Genomic DNA, 16,805 nt, shown 5'->3' with positions numbered 1-16,805 from the left:
CGCTCCCGCCACACCTAGAAATGCGTCAGGCCTGGTGCCGGAAAAATACGGGATGAGATTACGCGGTTTCCCAGCATTGTCTTCACTGCCACGCATCGCGGCCCTGCTGGCGGCCGTGGCCATGGCATCGGTATCGTCTTTCGCCGGCGCCCAGGGCGCCACCGCCTGGAGCTTCGACCAGGTCTTGCAGCAGGCGCTGCAAAACCATCCCGCCGTGCAGGGCAGGCGCTCGGCGCAGGCGGCCGCGCGCGCCGAACTCGATGGCGCGCAATGGCAGCGCTATCCCAGCCTGTCGGCGGAAGTGCCCACCGGTTCGCAGGAAACGGGCGGCGTGGTGCGCATCGAGCAGCCGCTGTGGAGCGGCGGGCGCATCGACGCCGGCATCGATGCGGCCGGCAGCCGGGTCGACGCGGCCGGCGCCGCCATCGAGGAAGAACGCCTGAGCCTCTCGCTGCGCGTGATCGCCGCCTACACGGAAGCGCTGCGCCAGACGGCGCGCGTGCGCTCGGCGGAAGGGGGACTGGCCGAGCACCAGCGCCTGCTGGACATGATCAAGCGCCGCGTGGCGCAGTCGGTCAGCTCGCAAACGGACCAGCGTCTGGCCGAATCGCGCGCCTACCAGGCGGCCAACGACGTATCGAATGCGCGCCAGGCGCTGGAAAACGCGCTGGCGCAGCTGTCGCAACTGGCCGGCAAACCCGTGCGCCTCGTCAGCGCCGCAGGCATCGGCGTGGGCGAACCGCTGCCCGACGCCAGCCTGGATCGGGTCATGCGCCAAGCCATCGACTACTCCCCTACCCTGCACCGCCTCGAGTTCGAGGCGCAGGCAGCCGATTCCGACATCACCCTGCAGCGCTCGGCCTACATGCCGAAAGTGGTGCTGCGCATGGAAAAGCCCACGGGCGGCGGCATCAATGCCGACAACCGCACGCGCGCCATGCTGGTGCTGCAGGCGCAGCCGGGCGCCGGCCTGTCGGCCAAGGCCGGCGTGGATGCCGCCGTGGCCCGGCGCGAAGGCGCGCGCGCCGCGCACGATGTGGCCGAACGCGAGGTGCGCGAGCGTTTCACCCTGGACTGGAACGAGGCCGAGGCGAGCCGCCAGCGCCTGGGCAACGCGGGCGAAGCCAGCACCACATCGACGCAGGTATTCGAATCGTATGCGCGCCAGTACGTGATCGGCCGCAAGAGCTGGAACGACGTGCTCAATGCCGTGCGCGAAGCGACCCAGGCGCAGTTTTCGCTGGAAGACACGCGCGCGCAGGCGATTGCCGCCAGCCTGCGCCTGGCAGCGCAAACGGGCACCCTGGCCGGGCGCACTGCGCCGGCCGGCATGATGCGCGCGAATTGACACCGACATGATGCACACAGGAGACAGCGTGGATACCTCCATCAAACATGGCTTGCTGACACTCGTCGAGCGCGCCGCCCGCCTGACGGGCCAGCACGTGCCTGCCGCGCGCCTGGCCGACCTGCAGCGCCAGCTCGATGACATCGACGACAACGGCGCGCCCAGCGCGGTACTGACCACGATCTGGCAGGCGGCCGGTCTGGAAGGCGCGGCGCGCCCGCTGCACGAGCCGACGCCGGGCGAGCTGCCGTTCGCCGTCTACAGCGCCAGCACGGGCTGGGGCTTGCTGCAGTCGCGCGGCGCCGACGGCGCCTGGCGCGGCGAAGGCATCGATGGGCGCGCCTTGCAACTGGCGACACTGGCTGGCCTGGCTTGCGTGGGCCTGCCGCGCCGCAGCGAAAAAAGCGGCGCCCGCCCCGGCGCCCTGGGGCTGGTGCGCAACGCCCTGTGGCTGAAGAAAAGCGTGTTTGTCGACGCCGTGCTGGCCACCGCGCTGGTGACCCTGCTGACCATGGCCACCTCGCTGTTTTCCATGCAGGTGTACGACCGCGTGATCCCGAACCAGAGCTTCAGCACCCTGTGGGTGCTGGTGGTGGGCGTGGCCCTGTCGATCGGCCTGGAATTCATCCTCAAGCAGGTCCGCAGCCGCATCGTCGACCACTCGTGCAATGACGTCGACCATGAATTGTCCGAGTGGTTTTTCCAGCGCATGCTGGGCATCCGCATGGAGGCGCGTCCCGCTTCCGTCGGCACCCTGGCGGCGCAGGTAAAAGGTTTTGAAATGGTGCGCGGCGTGCTGACGTCGACCTCGCTGTTCGTGCTCACGGACGTGCCCTTCGCGGTGATTTTTCTCGCCATGATCACCATCATCGGCGGCTGGCTGGTGGTGGTGCCGCTGGTGGCCCTGCCGCTGGCCCTCGTGTGCGGCCTGATGTTCCAGCGCGCCATCGAGAGCCATACGCGCAAGAACCTCAACGCCAGCAACCGCAAGGCGGGCTTGCTGGTGGAAGCCGTCGATGGCGTCGAAACCCTCAAGGGCAGCAGCGCGGAATGGATGATGCAGGCGCGCTGGGCCGAACTGGTGGCAGAGAGCAGCCACGCGGAGCAGAATATCCGCGACTATGCGGCCCTGTCGCAAAACATCACGGCCGCCTTCCAGCAGCTGACCAACGTGGCGCTGATCTCCATGGGCGCGTGGTTCGTGGCGGAAAACCAGATGACCATGGGCGCCCTGATGGCGTGCACCATCATCAGCAACCGCGCCCTGATGCCCATCGTGCAACTGCCCGCCGTGATGGTGCAGTGGGCGCATGCGCGCGCCTCCATCGACGGCCTGGAACAGGTCATCAGCCTGCCCAACGAAGCGGACAACGCGCAGTTCGCGCTGACGCCGCGCAGCCTCGATACGGGCTTGCGCTTCGAACGCATCCGCTTTACGTATGGCGGCGCGCAAAAGGTGGCGCTGGAAGTGGAAAGCCTGGCCATCCGCCCCGGCGAACGGGTCGGCCTGGTGGGCGCCATCGGCTCGGGCAAGAGCACCCTGCTGAAACTGGCCTCGGGCCTGTACCAGCCGGCCGAGGGCAAGGCCTACCTGGGCGACGTCGACATGGCCCTGCTGGCGCCGGCCGTGGTGCGCGAAATGGTCGGCTATCTGCCGCAGGAAACGCGGCTGTTCAGCGGCACCCTGCGCGACAACCTGCTGTTGGGACTGGCCGACCCGGGCGAGGAAGCGATCCTGGCGGCGGCCAAGCGCACGGGATTGATCGAACTGATACTGGGCCAGCCACGGGGGCTGGCGCTGGGCATCACCGAGGGCGGGCGCGGCGTGTCGGGCGGCCAGCGGCAATTGATCGCCGTCACGCGTTTGCTGCTGGCCAAGCCGCGCATCTGGCTGCTCGATGAACCGACGGGCGCCATGGATGCGAAGACGGAAGCGCGCATCGTCGGCCTGCTGGGCGAACTGGCGGCCGAAGGCGTGACCATGGTCGCCACCACGCACAAGAACGCCCTCTTGCCCCTGCTCGACCGCCTGGTGGTGCTGCAGGCGGGAAGAGTACTGCTCGACGGTCCGCGCGATGCCGTGCTGGCCAAGCTGTCGGGCAAGCCGCAGGCCGTGCCCAGTTCCGCAACCGCGCCGGTGGCGCAAGGAGCCGTCGCATGAAGCTGGCCAGGGTCGAAGCGAAAGAGGAAGCGAAACGGGGCCGCGTGCTGATCTGGAGCTGCACGGCGGCGCTGGCCGGTGTCATCGCCTGGGCTTCGTGGGCGGAGCTGGACCAGGTCACGCGCGCCAACGGCCAGGTCATTGCCAGCTCGCGCAACCAGATCATCCAGGTGGCCGATGGCGGCGTGCTGGCCGAGCTGCGCGTGCATGAAGGCAGCGTCGTGAAAAAGGGAGCATTGCTGGCGCGCTTCGACCGCACGCGGGCCGAAACGAGCTACCTGGAAAGCACGGCCAAGGCGGCCGGTTTGAAGGCGGCCGTGGCACGCCTGCAAGCCGAGGTGTTTGGCGGCGCGCCGAAGTTCCCGCCCGAACTGCAGGCGTTCCCGGAATTTCGCGCCAACCAACTGGCCCTGTTCAGCAAGCGCCAGGGCGCCGTGCAGGCGGAAGTGAGCTCGCTGGAAAGCGCCATGAAGCTGATCAAGGAAGAGCTGGAAATGAATCTGCCGCTGCTGCAAACGGGAGATGTGAGCCGCGCCGAGGTGCTGAAACTGCGGCGGCAAGTGGTCGACATCCAGGCGCAGATCACCAACCGGCGCAACAAATACCTGCAGGACAGCCAGACGGACTTGGTAAAAGCCCAGGAAGACCTGGCCGGCGTGCTGCAGACGGTGACGCAGCGCAAGGAGCAGCTGGGCTCGACGGATATCTACGCGCCCACGGACGGCATCGTGCGCAACGTGCGCCTCACTACCCTGGGCGGCGTGGCCAAGCCGGGCGAGGAAATCCTGCAAATCGTGCCGACGGACGATGACCTGATCATCGAAGCGAAAGTCAAACCGGCCGACATCGCCTTCATCAAGCCCGGCCTGCCCACGGCCGTGAAACTCGACGCCTACGACTACGGCATCTACGGGCGCCTGCGCGGCACCGTCAGCTACATCAGCGCGGACACCTTAAGTGAGGACAACAAGGGCAACGAGCAGCCCTACTACCGCGTGCAGATCAAGACCAGCGGGCGCAATCTGATGGGCAAGAATGGCGAACCGATCCTGATCCAGCCCGGCATGACGGCCACCGTGGAAATCAACACGGGCCGCAAGACGGTCTTGCGCTACCTGACGAAACCGATCACCAAGACGTTCTCGGAATCGATGGGAGAGCGGTAAGCTGGCGGGCTGTTAACCGGCAGGCTTCAGGCGGCCAATAACGCTGGCCACCTTGGCCGTGATCATGTCGACCGCGGGGCCATTCGCGCCATGCGGCAAGATGACATCGGCATTGCGCTTGGTCGGCTCGATGAATTGCTTGTGCATCGGACGCACGGTTTCCAGATACTGCTCGATGACGCTTTCCACCGAGCGGCCGCGCTCCGTGATGTCGCGTTGCATGCGGCGGATGAAGCGCACGTCGGAGGCCGTGTCGACAAAAATCTTCAGCGACATCATGTCGCGCAAGTTCTCGTCATACAGGGCAAACAGGCCTTCGATGACGATCACCGGCGCCGGCTTGACGGGTATGGTCCGGCTGGAGCGATTGTGCAGCGTGAAGTCGTACTCGGGCATCTCGATCGCTTCGCCATTGCGCAAGGCCTGGATGTGCTGCACCAGCAATGGCCACTCGAACGCCTGCGGATGGTCGTAATTCTGCTGGCGCCGGACTTCAGGGGAAAGATGGGTTTGGTCGCAGTAGTAGTCGTCCTGCATCACGACCGAGACCATGTCGGCGCCAAAGGACGCCAGCACTTGTTGGGATACGGTGGACTTGCCACTGCCGCTTCCGCCAGCGACACCAATAACAAACGGTTGGAAGGAAATAGTATTCATGCCGAATGATACCGGAAACATGAGCGGACTGACAGGGAGCGGCTGCAAAGCCGGGCCTGTCACGCGCCATGCACCAGCCGCGCATACAGCTCGGCCACCCGCTCTGCCGTGATGCCGTCGCGCTGTTCGATGGCCAGCGGATGCTCCGTCGGCTCCAGCTCGATGGATGGGCGCACGCCATCGTCGCGCAGGTGGACGCGGGTTTTCAGGTTCAGGGTATCCGGGTACACGGGCAGCTGCGTGCTGAGCCAGCCGAAGAAGGGGCCGATGTGCGCCCGCTGCGCGTCATTGAAGCAGGCATCCCAGGAGTCGAAGCTCTCGCCGCTCAGTGACACCCACACGCCCCAGCTGAACGGCTCATCCGAGCCATGCACGGGGATGTCGATGGTGGCGCGCACGAAACAGTGTTCTTCGTCGACGATGCAGGCGTCGCTGTCGAGCTGGCAGCGCGCTTCGCGCTCTGCGGGCGCCATCTGCTCATACAGCCACGGCGCATCGGCGCCGAAGCTGGGCATGCCCGTGTGGGTTTCGCCGCAGGAGCGGCACAGGAAGGAAAAAGTCATGCGTGCAGTGACGTTATTCGAACTGCTTGCGGAATGCCTCGAACTGCGCCGCCAGGCCATCGAAGTCGCTGCGCAATTGCAGCACTTCCTGTTCCAGCTGAGCGACACGGCTGCCCTGCTGCGGCGCGCTGACGGCACCCGCAAAACCGGCCGCCGTCTCGATCTGCGCCAGCGCCTCTTCACCGCCGAGCAAGTGTCCGTAGCGCGGTTCCTTGGCGCCAGGAGCGACGGCCAGCTTGGCCACCAGCGGCGGGTATTTGTCGATCAAAAATTGCAGGCCGGATTCCACTTCCGCCACGGACTTGAATTCATGTACGCGGCCGCTGCGGCTGCGGATCTCGCCCGCCGTCTGCAAGCCGCGCAGCATCAATATGGTCAGGATGGCCAGCTTGTCCTGTTCCAGCGACCACTTGATGCGCATGCGGTGTTCATACTTGGCGACCCGCGCGCCCGCCTGCGTGATGCCGTTGACGAACTTGCGCTGCATCAGCCGCTGCAGCACGTCGTAGACGGTTTCCTCGGACAGGGCCATGACGGGGTCGCGGCTCGATAGCTGGTTGCAGCCGTTCGTCAGCGCGTTGAGCGACAGCGGATAGCTGTCCGGCGTCAGCGCTTCCTTTTCGGCCAGCACGGCCAGCACGCGGATCTCGAAGGGGTCGAGCAGATTCGGATTGTCAGTGCTTTTTTCTGCTGCGTTTTCAGCTATGTTTGCGTCTGTAGTCATGCCTGTATCCTTAATCAACCAGCTTGTTCATTTGCTCGGAATCGAATTTATCACACTCGGGCACAGCCTGGCAGCAGATACCGGCCGCCTTCAGCGTGGCGAGGATGGTTTCGATGCGCTGTTCCTGCGCCACGGCATGCGTGATCAAGCCTTGCAGGGCTTTCGACAGCGGATCGTCGCCGTTGGGCGTGACGCCATACGCGGCGAACAGGTGGGCCGTGCTGCCCTCGCGCAGGGCGCTGACATCCTTTTGCACGATGTGCGCGGGGTTGCCGACGGCCGTCGCGCCGGACGGCACGGGTTTCAACAGCACGGCGTTCGAACCCACCTTGGCGTACTCGCCCACCGTGAAGCTGCCCAGCACCTGCGCGCCGGCGCCGACGATGACGCCGCGCTCCAGGGTCGGATGGCGCTTGGCGCCGCTGTGCAGCGAGGTGCCGCCCAAAGTAACGCCCTGGTAGATGGTGCAGTCGTCGCCGACGACGGCCGTCTCGCCGATCACCACGCCGAAGCCGTGGTCGATGAAGACGCGCCGGCCGATGACGGCACCCGGATGGATCTCGATGCCCGTGATGATGCGGGCGATATACGAAATGAAGCGCCCCACCCACTTCATGCGCCGCGTCCAGCACCAGTGCGCCCAGCCATGCATGACGATGGCGTGCAAGCCCGGATAACAGGTCAGCACCTCCCAGCCATTGCGGGCGGCCGGGTCACGTTCGATGATGCTGTTGATGTCTTCGCGCAGGTGGTGGAACATAATGACAATGGATAAGGTGGAACGCAAATGGTAGCGTATTCGGAGGGGGAGTGCTGGAGGGGCTGACGTCGAGAGGCTCCTCAACGGCAAGCTGGGGTCAGACCCGACGGGTCTGACCCCAAGTGACGCTAGCTTATGCTTCTAAAGCAATCCGCTGGCGGCGCGCTTCGTAGAGACAGACACCGGAAGCGACCGACACGTTCAGACTCTCGACGGAGCCGAACATCGGGATGCTGACGAGGATGTCGCAGGTGTCGCGCGTCAAGCGGCGCATGCCTTCGCCTTCGGAACCCATGACGAGAGCCGTCGGGCCCGTGAAATCGGCTTCGTACAAGCCTTTTTCGCCGTCGTCCGAGGTGCCGATCAGCCAGATGCCGCGATCCTTCAATTCACGCATGGTGCGCGCCAGATTCGTCACGGTGATGTACGGGACGGTTTCGGCGGCGCCGCTGGCGACCTTGGCGGCCGTGGTATTAAGACCCACGGCGCGGTCCTTCGGCACGATGACGGCATGTGCGCCGACGCCGTCGGCCACGCGCAGGCAGGCGCCCAGGTTGTGCGGGTCGGTGATGCCGTCGAGAATCAACAGCAGCGGCGGGCCATCGATGGCGTCCAGCAGCTCATCGAGATTGCGCGCCAGCGACAGTTGCGACGCAAACGCGATCACGCCCTGATGGCGGCGCGTGCCGACGATTTTATCGAGACGCGACGAATCGACGGGCATGACGCGCACGTTGGCAGCCTTGGCGGCGGCGATCATGTCCTTCATGCGGCCGTCGACGCGGCTGGCATCGACGAAAATTTCTTCCACGGACGACGCTTCATGACGCAGACGCGAGGTGACGGCGTGGAAGCCGAAAATCATTTTATTCTTCATTTGTTATCGTTTCTTTTATCGCTTGTTCTTGCTTGATTTTGATACAGTTTTTGCTGCACGTGGTGCCGCCGCAGCGGGTGCCACGGCTGGTTTCTTGCTGCGCTTCGGCGCGGCGGCCTTGGGGGCTTCCTTCAGCGCTGCCTTGGCTGCAGGCTTGGCTTGCGCCTTGGCGCCATTGGAACGGCCGCCGGAACCCTTGCCGGGTTTGCCACCGTTGTTGCCGCCGGTGTTGACGCTGGCTTTGATCTCGTGGCGCTGCTCGGTCGCGGGACCGGGCTTGACCATCGATTTCTTTTCGCCCTTGCGCTTGCCGCCAGCTTGCTTGGCTGGCGCTTCTTCGCCCGCCAGTTCCGCATCGGTGACCAAGCGCAGGTCGATCTTGCGCGTTTCCAGGTCGACACGTGCCACTTGCACCGTCAGACGGTCGGTCAATTGATAACGCTTGCCCGTGCGTTCGCCGCGCAATTCATGGCGCGCATCGTCGTACTGGAAGTAATCGGTGCCCAGCTCGGTGACGTGCACCAGGCCTTCGACAAACAGGGTGTCGAGTTGCACGAACACGCCGAAGGTGGTCACGCCGGTGATCGTGCCGGTGAACTCCTCGCCCAGTTTGTCTTGCATGAAGTAGCACTTCAGCCAGGCTTCGACGTCGCGCGACGCTTCGTCGGCACGGCGCTCGTTGGCCGAGCAATGCACGCCCAGCGCGTCCCAGATCGTCAGATCCGTCTTCTTCGGCTTGCCGTCGGCCTTGTCCTTGGCCTGCTGCTTGCGCGTGGCGTTCGACACGTTCGTGTTCAGCACGGTCTTCTCGGACAACTTCGGCTCGTATTTCTTGCCTTGCAAAATGGCCTTGATGGCGCGGTGCGTCAGCAGGTCGGGATAGCGGCGGATCGGGCTGGTGAAGTGGGCATATGCCTCGTACGCCAGGCCGAAGTGGCCGATATTGTCCGGGCTGTAGACGGCTTGCTGCATCGAGCGCAGCAACATCGTTTGCAGCAGGGCCGCGTCGGGACGCTGCTTGATCTGCTGCATCAGGGTCTGGTAATCGGATGCCGATGGCGTGTCGCCGCCCGTCAGGTTCAGGCCGACTTGCTTGAGGAAGGTGCGCACTTGCGTGAGCTTTTCCTTGGTCGGGCTGGCGTGGATGCGGTAGGTGCCTGGATGCTTATTACGCAGCAACAGATCGGCCGCGCAGACGTTGGCCGCCAGCATGCACTCTTCGATGATCTTGTGCGCTTCGTTGCGCGTGCGGGGGATGATCTTTTCGATCTTGCCAGCCGTATTGCAGACGATATAGGTTTCCGTCGTCTCGAAATCGATGGCGCCCCGCTCCGTGCGCGCTTTCAGCAAGGCGCGGTAGACGGCTTCCAGATTCTGCAGGTGCGGCAGGATGTCCGCGCGGCGTGCCGCTTCGGGGCCCTTGGTGTTGCCCAGCACGGCAGCGACTTCGTCATACGTGAGACGCGCGGCCGAATGGATCACGGCCGGGTAGAACTGGTACGCCTTCAGCTCGCCCTTGTCGCTGACGACGGCGTCGCAGACGAGGGTCAAACGGTCGACGGCCGGGTTCAGCGAGCACAAACCATTCGACAGTTTTTCCGGCAGCATCGGGATCACGCGGCGCGGGAAGTAGACGGACGTGCTGCGTTCGAGCGCATCGGCATCGAGCGCGTCGTTCGGTTTCACGTAATGGCTGACGTCGGCAATCGCCACGATCAGGCGGAAGCAGTTGGCGCGGCCGATCTTGACGGGTTCGCAATACACGGCATCGTCGAAATCGCGCGCGTCCTCGCCATCGATGGTAACGAGCGGCACGTCGCGCAGGTCGACACGGTCTTTCAGGTCGGCGGCGCGCACTTCGAACGGCAGCTTTTCAGCTTGCTTGAGGGCAGCGGCGGAAAAGATGTGCGGCACGTTGAATTTGCGCACGGCAATTTCAATTTCCATGCCGGGATCATCGAGCGCACCGAGCACTTCGACGATCTTGCCGACCGGCTGCTTGAAGCGCATCGGTTGCTCGGTCAGTTCGACGCTGACGATCTGGCCGGCTTTTGCCTTGCCGACCGAACCGGTGACGAGGATGTCCTGGCCGATGCGCTGGTCTTCCGGCGCCACGACCCAGGTGCCGTTTTCATGGATCAAACGGCCGATGACGTGGGTATTGGCGCGGTAGGTGACTTCGACGATCGTGCCTTCAGGGCGGCCGCGGCGGTCCGTGCCGACGATGCGGGCCATGACCTTGTCGCCATGCAGTACTTTCTGCATTTCTTTCTCGGGCAGGAACAGGTCGGCGCTGGCGTCGTCGGGAATGACGAAGCCGAAGCCATCGCGGTGGCTGGTGACGCGACCGGCGACAAGCGCGCTCTGGTCGGCCAGACTGAAAACACCGCTGGCGTCAGACTTGAGCTGGCCGTCGCGCTCCATCGCCTTCAGGCGACGGACCAGGACATCCATGGAATCGGCATGCACTTGCAGCGTTTTCCCGAGAGACTGCGGGTCGAGAGGCGCGTTGACGCTGCGGAATATGCCGAGAATGTCCTCCCGGCTGGGGATGGTGTGGGTATTTTGGCTCAAAAGTATTTCTATAGTTGTTATTGACAGTGATCAAACGGAAGACAAAGACCGATGACATCACCGTCAATATTGACACGGTGATGTCCGGTAGTGTACCGGAGGACGCCTTGGTTTGCCTAACGGACAGCGTAGCGGAAACCGAACAAGTGCCCCGCCGATGAAAAAAAGGAGAAAAGCTGCGCAATGCATTTGACTTCGGCAAATATTGCTCTATAATCTCGGTCTCTTGCAGCGACAAACCTTCACGGGAATGCAGTTGCAGGAAAGCGGTACAGGGTTGATGTGCAGTATGGAGCGAAAGCTCATCTGGCGCAAAACTCTTCAAGTCGCTATAATAGCAGAATTGTTGTGAAGTTATTTTTCAACAAGTAGTAATAGCAGCATCAGTGCCCACGTGGCGGAATTGGTAGACGCGCATGGTTCAGGTCCATGTGCCTTCGGGTGTAGGGGTTCGAGTCCCTTCGTGGGCACCATTACCTAATTCGCAAAAAGGCCGCAAACTTTCACGAGTTTGCGGCTTTTTTCATTTCCGCAGCAAAAAGCACCCTCCCCCCAGGCAGCCGGATCACCTGACACGCGTACGGACGGAAAGCTGCGGAAAAGCGCTGAAAAAAGAGGCAGATCCAGCCATTTTTCATAGGGAACAGCCCTTTTCAGACGAAAAAACATGTTTCTTGAAGAAAAGTGCAAAATGTTGATTGACCGAATGCGCGCCAGCCCTTATGATTTTGTCCTCGCTGCAGAACACGCAGCGACAAGCAGCAAGCAGTAACAATGCCCACGTGGCGGAATTGGTAGACGCGCATGGTTCAGGTCCATGTGCCTTCGGGTGTAGGGGTTCGAGTCCCTTCGTGGGCACCACCAGCAACAAGTTGTTCATTGTTGTGATCCGCAGTACAGTAGTAAGATAGCAGCAACAAGCAGCACAATGCCCACGTGGCGGAATTGGTAGACGCGCATGGTTCAGGTCCATGTGCCTTCGGGTGTAGGGGTTCGAGTCCCTTCGTGGGCACCACCAGCAACGGGTTGTTTTCGTTGTAGTCCGCAGTACAGTAGTGAGATATCGTTGTAAGCAGCATCAGTGCCCACGTGGCGGAATTGGTAGACGCGCATGGTTCAGGTCCATGTGCCTTCGGGTGTAGGGGTTCGAGTCCCTTCGTGGGCACCATTACCTAATTCGCAAAAAAGCCGCAAACTTTCACGAGTTTGCGGCTTTTTTCATTTCCGGATGCCGTGCTGCCACGGCATCCTCCCTCCCCTTACTTCGCCAGCGCCACCTTCACGGCGTCAAGCAGGCTCGTCGTCGGACGGCCGATCAGCGCGCTCAATTGCTTGCCATGGTCTTCCAGGCCGCCCTTGGCCGTGCCCGCATCGGAATCAGCCAGCAGGTCGGCAAAGCCTTCCGGCACACCCACGCCCACCAGCGCCGCCTTGAAGTCCGCCTGCGGCAAATCCTTGTACACAATCGGCTTGCCCGACTGGCGCGCCACTTCGGCCGCATATTCCGCCAGGGTAAAGCCCTGGTCGCCCGCCAGTTCATAGATGGCTTGCGGTTTATCCGCTGTCAGCACGGCAGCGGCGGCGGCAGCGTAATCAAGACGCGCGGCCGACGAGAAACGCCCGTCTTGCGCCGCGCCCAGCACGACGCCATGCTCGAGCACGGGCGCCAGGTGTTCCGTATGGTTTTCCAGGTACCAGCCGTTGCGCAGGAAACTGTAAGGCAGGCCGGATGCGCGAATCGCCGCTTCCGTGATCACGTGCTCGGCGGCCAGGCCCAGCGGCGACGTGTCGGCGCGCAAGACGCTGGTGTAGGCCAGCAGGGCCACGCCGGCCCGCTTGGCCGCATCGATGACGTTCTGGTGCTGCTGCGCGCGCTGACCCACTTCGCTCGACGAAATCAGCAGGATTTTCGTCGCGCCCTTGAATGCCGCATCGAGGCTGGCGCCATCGTTGTAATCGGCCTGGCGCACTTGCACGCCCTGCGCGGCCAGATTGCCGGCCTTGGCCGGATTGCGCACGGCGGCGATGATGCTGGCTGCGGGGACGGACTTGAGCAGGCTGGCGATGACGTGCTGGCCCAGATTGCCTGTGGCGCCGGTGACGACGATCATGATTTCTCCTTGGTACGTGGGTGGTAAAACCCTATAATAGGACTATTACTTACTTATTGTAAGTACGTACCTTTTGGTAAGTATGAGTGAAATCTCAATTAACAAGGCCAACTATCATGTCCACAGACACTCCCGGCGCCAGCCTGCGCGCCGCCCTCGCCCGGCAAACCCAGGGCGCGCACCTGCTGGCGGCCGCCTGCCCGTCGCGCGCCGTGCTCAGCCATCTCACCAGCCGCTGGGCCGTGCTGGTGCTGGTACTGCTGCTGAGCGGCACCCGGCGCTTCAGCGAACTGCGCCGCGAAGTGGGCGGCGTCAGCGAAAAAATGCTGGCGCAAACCCTGGAAGCGCTGGCTGGCGACGGCTTCGTGCTGCGCCAGGCGTATCTGGTGATCCCGCCCAAGGTGGAATACAGCCTCACGCCGCTGGGACGCGAGGCGGCCGAACGCCTGGCCGTGCTGGTCGACTGGATCGAGGATAATTACCCGCGCATCGAGCAGGCGCGCGCCGATCTGGCGCCGCAGGCCGCACAAAACGCCGCCTGAACGAGTGCTGCGACCCTTGCTTTTGGTCATCAAGAATTATCGTTTACTCCTACTTGCCTTGATGTAATACTAGGCCCATGAAACGCGTAAGGGCGCGATACCATGAATCAGTTGATTTCTTCCATCACCGACCGGGCCAATGTGCTGCTGGTCAGCAATTCGCCGAACGAAGTGCGCGAACTGCTGTATGTGCTGGACCGGCATAACCTGGGCACGGGACTGGCGGGCGATATCGACGAGGGCGTGGAACTGGCGGCCGGCGGCACGGACCTGATCCTGCTTGACGCGGCCCTGGCGGGCTCGAATATCGGCGCCACCTGCATGCGCCTGCGCAATGCGGGTGGACGCCACAGCGTGCCCCTGCTGCTGATGTCGGCCACCCCCAGCGCCGAGGAGCAGGGCCGCAGCGTGGGCGCCGGCGCCAGCGACTACATCAAGATGCCCTTCAATGCACGCGACGTGGCGGAAAAAATCCTCATGGAACTGGCGCTGCACAGGGCCGAGGCGCCCGCGCCGCATGCCGTCACACCGCCGCGCCCCCTGCATCCGCAAACGCTGGAAGTCAATTACCACTCCATCCTGGCCGGTTCGCCCGACGCCGTGCTGCTGTTCGATATCGACAACGGCCTGCTGATCGACGCCAACCACCTGGCCGAGGAACTGTTCGGCATGCCGCTGGCCGAGCTGCTGCAAGGCGGCATGGAACCGCTGTTCCCCAGGCATCAGGGCGATGGCCGCGCCTCGCCGCAACTGCTGGAAGAAAAGATCCGCGATACCTTGCAAGGCAAGATCGTCGTCTTCCGCGCCAGCTGCTGCCACCGCGACAACCACCCGATCGCCTGCGAAATCCGCCTGATGCGATTGTCCGTGCCGGGCCGCCAGCTGGTGCATGCGCGCATCATCGACTTGACCGAACGCAACCTCGCCGAAGCCATGCGCTCGGGCCAGAGCGCCCTGCTGGAAATGGTCGCCAAGGGCGCACCTTTGACCCCCACCCTGAACCACTTGCTGCTCTTGATCGAAGGCCAGTCGCGCGGCGTGCTCTGTTCCATCATGCTGCTCGACGACGACGGCGTCCACATGCACAGCGCGGCCGGGCCCAGCCTGCCGCCCGAGTACATGGCCCTGCTCGAAGGCGTGGCCATCGGCGACGGCGTGGGTTCCTGCGGCACGGCCATGTTCCTGCGCCAACCGGTGGTCGTCACCGACATCATGCACGACCCGCTGTGGGCGCCCTACCGCGAGCTGGCCGCGCCGTTCGGCTTGCGCGCCTGCTGGTCGCGTCCCATCTTCAGCCAGGATGGCGCCGTGCTCGGCTCGTTTGCCATGTACTACCGCGAAGTGCGCAAGCCAGACGCGCGCGACCTGGAACTGATCGACACGGCGACCGACCTGGCCGGCATCGCGATTGGCCGCATGCGACACGAACGCGAACTGCAGCGCCACCGCGCCCACCTGGAAGACCTGGTGGCCGAACGCACGGCAGCGCTGACGCTGGCCAAGGAACACTCGGAGCAAACGAACCTGGAACTGGCCGCCGCGCTGGAAAACCTGTCCATCACGCAGGAAGAACTGGTGCGCCGCGACAAGCTGGCCGCGCTCGGCGCGCTGGTGGCCGGCATCGCGCATGAACTCAATACGCCGATCGGCAACGGCCTGGTGGTGGCCACCACCATGGCCGAACGCACGCGTGAAATCCAGGCCAGCTTCCTCGACGGCTTGCGCCGCTCCGAACTGGGGGCCTACCTGACGCAAGCCAGCGAGGCGGACGCCATCATGCTGCGCAACCTGCAGCGCGCCGCCGACCTCGTGTCGAGCTTCAAGCAGATCGCCGTCGACCGCGCCAGCTCGCAGCGCCGCCACTTCCTGCTGCGCCAGTTCGTCGCCGAGCTGATGCTGCCCCTGTCCACGCAGCTCAAGGCCGCCGGCTTGACGCTGACGCAGGACGTGCCCGAGGGCCTGGCCATGGACAGCTATCCCGGTCCGCTGGGCCAGGTGCTGAGCAACCTGCTGGAAAACTGCCTGCGCCACGCCTTCGAGGGCCGCAGCGGCGGCACCATTCACATCAGGGCGCGTGGCAGCGACGACGGCAAGACGATCACCATGTCCATCGCCGACACGGGCGTGGGCATCGCCGCCGACGACCTCGTGCACGTCTACGACCCCTTCTTCACGACCAAGCTCGGTTCCGGCGGTTCGGGCCTGGGCCTGCATGTGGCGCACAACATCGTCACGGGCGTGCTGGGCGGCCATATCGACGCCACCAGCAGCACCGGCGATGGCAGCGGCACCACCTTCACCCTGCAGCTGCCCGCCGCCGCGCCGCAAGCGCCCGCCCCCTGAATGGCAAGCGCGCTACAATGCCCGCAAGCATTTCTTTCGGAGCACCCATGAAATACCTGACCGCCGCCGCCCTGCTGGCAGTTTGCGCCTGCGCAATGGCCGGACCCGCCCCCTGGTACAAATGGCGCAGCAAGATCGACGGCACCCTGTCGTGCGCCCAATCGACCTTGGGATTTGGCTGGGAACTGGCCTCGGGACCGTACAAAGATAGCCGTTGCGAAAAACCGGCGCTTGTTAAATAATGGGGCCATGACCACACGGGGCACCGGCTTGAGATCAAGCGATGGCATTGCGGCGTCGAAAGAGTATGGAACGATAAGAACGTATCTATTCAAACCGAGGAGACCACATGTTTACGAATCCCGAACAATTCGCAACGGCCACCAAGGCCCTGTTTGAATTCCAGCTGATGACCTTCAACACCCTCACCTCCAAGGCAGTGCAAGGCGTGGAACAGGTATTGGCACTGAACATGGCCACCGCCAGGTCCGGCATCGAGGATGGCATCGCCGCCGGCAAGGAAATCAGCCAGGCCAAGGATCCGAAGGCCGCCATGGCCGCCGCCGCCGCCCAGTTGCAACCGGGCGTGGCCGGCGCGAAAGCATATAAACAGCAGCTCGACGACATCATCAAGGAAATCCACACGGAATTCACCACGGCCGCCGAAGCCCATGTGGCCGAAGCGAAAAGCAATCTGAGCGCCCTGATCTACGACGTCACGAAAAATGTACCGCCAGGCTCGGAAAACGCCGTCGCCATCGTCAAGGCCGCCATCGACAACGCCTTCCTCGGTTACGAACAAGTCACCAAGGCCACGAAACAGGCCGTCAAAACAGTGGAAGAGCAGATCGCCAAGGCCAGCGCGCAAGTAGCGCAGGCAACGGAAAAGGTGACGGCCGGCGCTACGGCAACAGCTGAAAAGGCGTCGCCTGCCGCCAAGCCGAAGGCGGCCAAAAAATAAGGTCACTCAATATGGGGT

14 protein-coding genes and 4 tRNA genes are annotated in these 16,805 nt (G+C 63.6%); 11 read left to right on the top strand and 7 right to left on the bottom strand.

Annotation, left to right across the window (positions count from 1 at the left end):
* The first annotated feature begins 76 nt into the window (after positions 1-76).
* The 3 genes from FG13_RS00405 to FG13_RS00395 are packed head-to-tail and all read left to right on the top strand — an operon-like array spanning position 77 to position 4,675.
* On the top strand, positions 77-1,348 hold the full coding sequence (locus FG13_RS00405) for a TolC family protein (RefSeq protein WP_051958260.1): 1,272 nt from the start codon (positions 77-79) through the stop codon (positions 1,346-1,348).
* Between the two features lie 28 nt (positions 1,349-1,376).
* Entirely contained in the window at positions 1,377-3,509 is a 2,133-nt protein-coding gene (locus tag FG13_RS00400) for an ATP-binding cassette domain-containing protein (RefSeq protein ID WP_200880235.1), read from the top strand.
* The gene (locus tag FG13_RS00395) at positions 3,506-4,675 is read left to right on the top strand and encodes an HlyD family type I secretion periplasmic adaptor subunit (RefSeq protein ID WP_035817408.1); all 1,170 of its coding nucleotides are present in this window, start codon (positions 3,506-3,508) and stop codon (positions 4,673-4,675) included. Before FG13_RS00400 ends, FG13_RS00395 begins: the two co-directional genes overlap by 4 nt.
* A gap of 12 nt (positions 4,676-4,687) precedes the next feature.
* Here FG13_RS00395 and udk read toward each other — a convergent pair whose 3' ends face one another.
* The 6 genes from udk to rnr all read right to left on the bottom strand — a co-directional run bounded on the left by udk (position 4,688) and on the right by rnr (position 10,830).
* Complete coding sequence (udk, locus tag FG13_RS00390; RefSeq protein WP_034756921.1) at positions 4,688-5,332, bottom strand: uridine kinase; 645 nt, start codon at positions 5,330-5,332, stop codon at positions 4,688-4,690.
* A gap of 59 nt (positions 5,333-5,391) precedes the next feature.
* Positions 5,392-5,895 (bottom strand): DUF2199 domain-containing protein, encoded by a 504-nt coding sequence (locus FG13_RS00385; protein ID WP_035817407.1) that lies wholly within the window; start codon positions 5,893-5,895, stop codon positions 5,392-5,394.
* A gap of 13 nt (positions 5,896-5,908) precedes the next feature.
* Positions 5,909-6,619 (bottom strand): YceH family protein, encoded by a 711-nt coding sequence (locus FG13_RS00380; RefSeq protein ID WP_051958258.1) that lies wholly within the window; start codon positions 6,617-6,619, stop codon positions 5,909-5,911.
* Between the two features lie 10 nt (positions 6,620-6,629).
* Positions 6,630-7,379 (bottom strand): serine O-acetyltransferase, encoded by a 750-nt coding sequence (gene cysE / locus FG13_RS00375; RefSeq protein WP_035817403.1) that lies wholly within the window; start codon positions 7,377-7,379, stop codon positions 6,630-6,632.
* Positions 7,380-7,512: 133 nt separating this feature from the next.
* Complete coding sequence (rlmB, locus tag FG13_RS00370) at positions 7,513-8,256, bottom strand: 23S rRNA (guanosine(2251)-2'-O)-methyltransferase RlmB (RefSeq protein ID WP_035817400.1); 744 nt, start codon at positions 8,254-8,256, stop codon at positions 7,513-7,515.
* A gap of 15 nt (positions 8,257-8,271) precedes the next feature.
* Positions 8,272-10,830 carry a ribonuclease R gene (rnr, locus tag FG13_RS00365; RefSeq protein WP_035817397.1) on the bottom strand — a complete coding sequence of 853 codons (2,559 nt, stop codon included), beginning with the start codon at positions 10,828-10,830 and terminating at the stop codon, positions 8,272-8,274.
* A gap of 388 nt (positions 10,831-11,218) precedes the next feature.
* Here rnr and FG13_RS00360 point away from each other — a divergent pair.
* The 4 genes from FG13_RS00360 (at position 11,219) to FG13_RS00345 (ending at position 11,998) form a co-directional block, all read left to right on the top strand.
* A tRNA-Leu gene (locus FG13_RS00360) sits at positions 11,219-11,303 on the top strand.
* A 303-nt stretch (positions 11,304-11,606) separates the two neighbouring features.
* Positions 11,607-11,691: transfer RNA gene (locus tag FG13_RS00355), tRNA-Leu, on the top strand.
* 69 nt (positions 11,692-11,760) lie between these two features.
* A tRNA-Leu gene (locus FG13_RS00350) sits at positions 11,761-11,845 on the top strand.
* 68 nt (positions 11,846-11,913) lie between these two features.
* A tRNA-Leu gene (locus FG13_RS00345) sits at positions 11,914-11,998 on the top strand.
* Between the two features lie 91 nt (positions 11,999-12,089).
* Here FG13_RS00345 and FG13_RS00340 read toward each other — a convergent pair.
* Complete coding sequence (locus tag FG13_RS00340; protein ID WP_035817395.1) at positions 12,090-12,941, bottom strand: SDR family oxidoreductase; 852 nt, start codon at positions 12,939-12,941, stop codon at positions 12,090-12,092.
* A 116-nt stretch (positions 12,942-13,057) separates the two neighbouring features.
* On the opposite strand from FG13_RS00340, the gene FG13_RS00335 reads away from it, so the two are divergent.
* The 4 genes from FG13_RS00335 to phaP all read left to right on the top strand — a co-directional run bounded on the left by FG13_RS00335 (position 13,058) and on the right by phaP (position 16,787).
* Positions 13,058-13,483 (top strand): winged helix-turn-helix transcriptional regulator, encoded by a 426-nt coding sequence (locus tag FG13_RS00335; protein ID WP_035817393.1) that lies wholly within the window; start codon positions 13,058-13,060, stop codon positions 13,481-13,483.
* 102 nt (positions 13,484-13,585) lie between these two features.
* Positions 13,586-15,826 (top strand): ATP-binding protein, encoded by a 2,241-nt coding sequence (locus FG13_RS00330; protein WP_035817389.1) that lies wholly within the window; start codon positions 13,586-13,588, stop codon positions 15,824-15,826.
* A 47-nt stretch (positions 15,827-15,873) separates the two neighbouring features.
* Positions 15,874-16,068 carry a hypothetical protein gene (locus tag FG13_RS00325; protein WP_035817380.1) on the top strand — a complete coding sequence of 65 codons (195 nt, stop codon included), beginning with the start codon at positions 15,874-15,876 and terminating at the stop codon, positions 16,066-16,068.
* 107 nt (positions 16,069-16,175) lie between these two features.
* Positions 16,176-16,787 carry a TIGR01841 family phasin gene (phaP, locus tag FG13_RS00320; protein WP_035817377.1) on the top strand — a complete coding sequence of 204 codons (612 nt, stop codon included), beginning with the start codon at positions 16,176-16,178 and terminating at the stop codon, positions 16,785-16,787.
* Positions 16,788-16,805: the final 18 nt, after the last annotated feature.

This window comes from Janthinobacterium sp. RA13 (assembly GCF_000745325.1).
In the GTDB taxonomy this organism is placed as follows: Bacteria; Pseudomonadota; Gammaproteobacteria; order Burkholderiales; family Burkholderiaceae_D; genus Janthinobacterium; species Janthinobacterium rivuli.
This window is presented reverse-complemented; position numbering and strand designations above follow the sequence as displayed.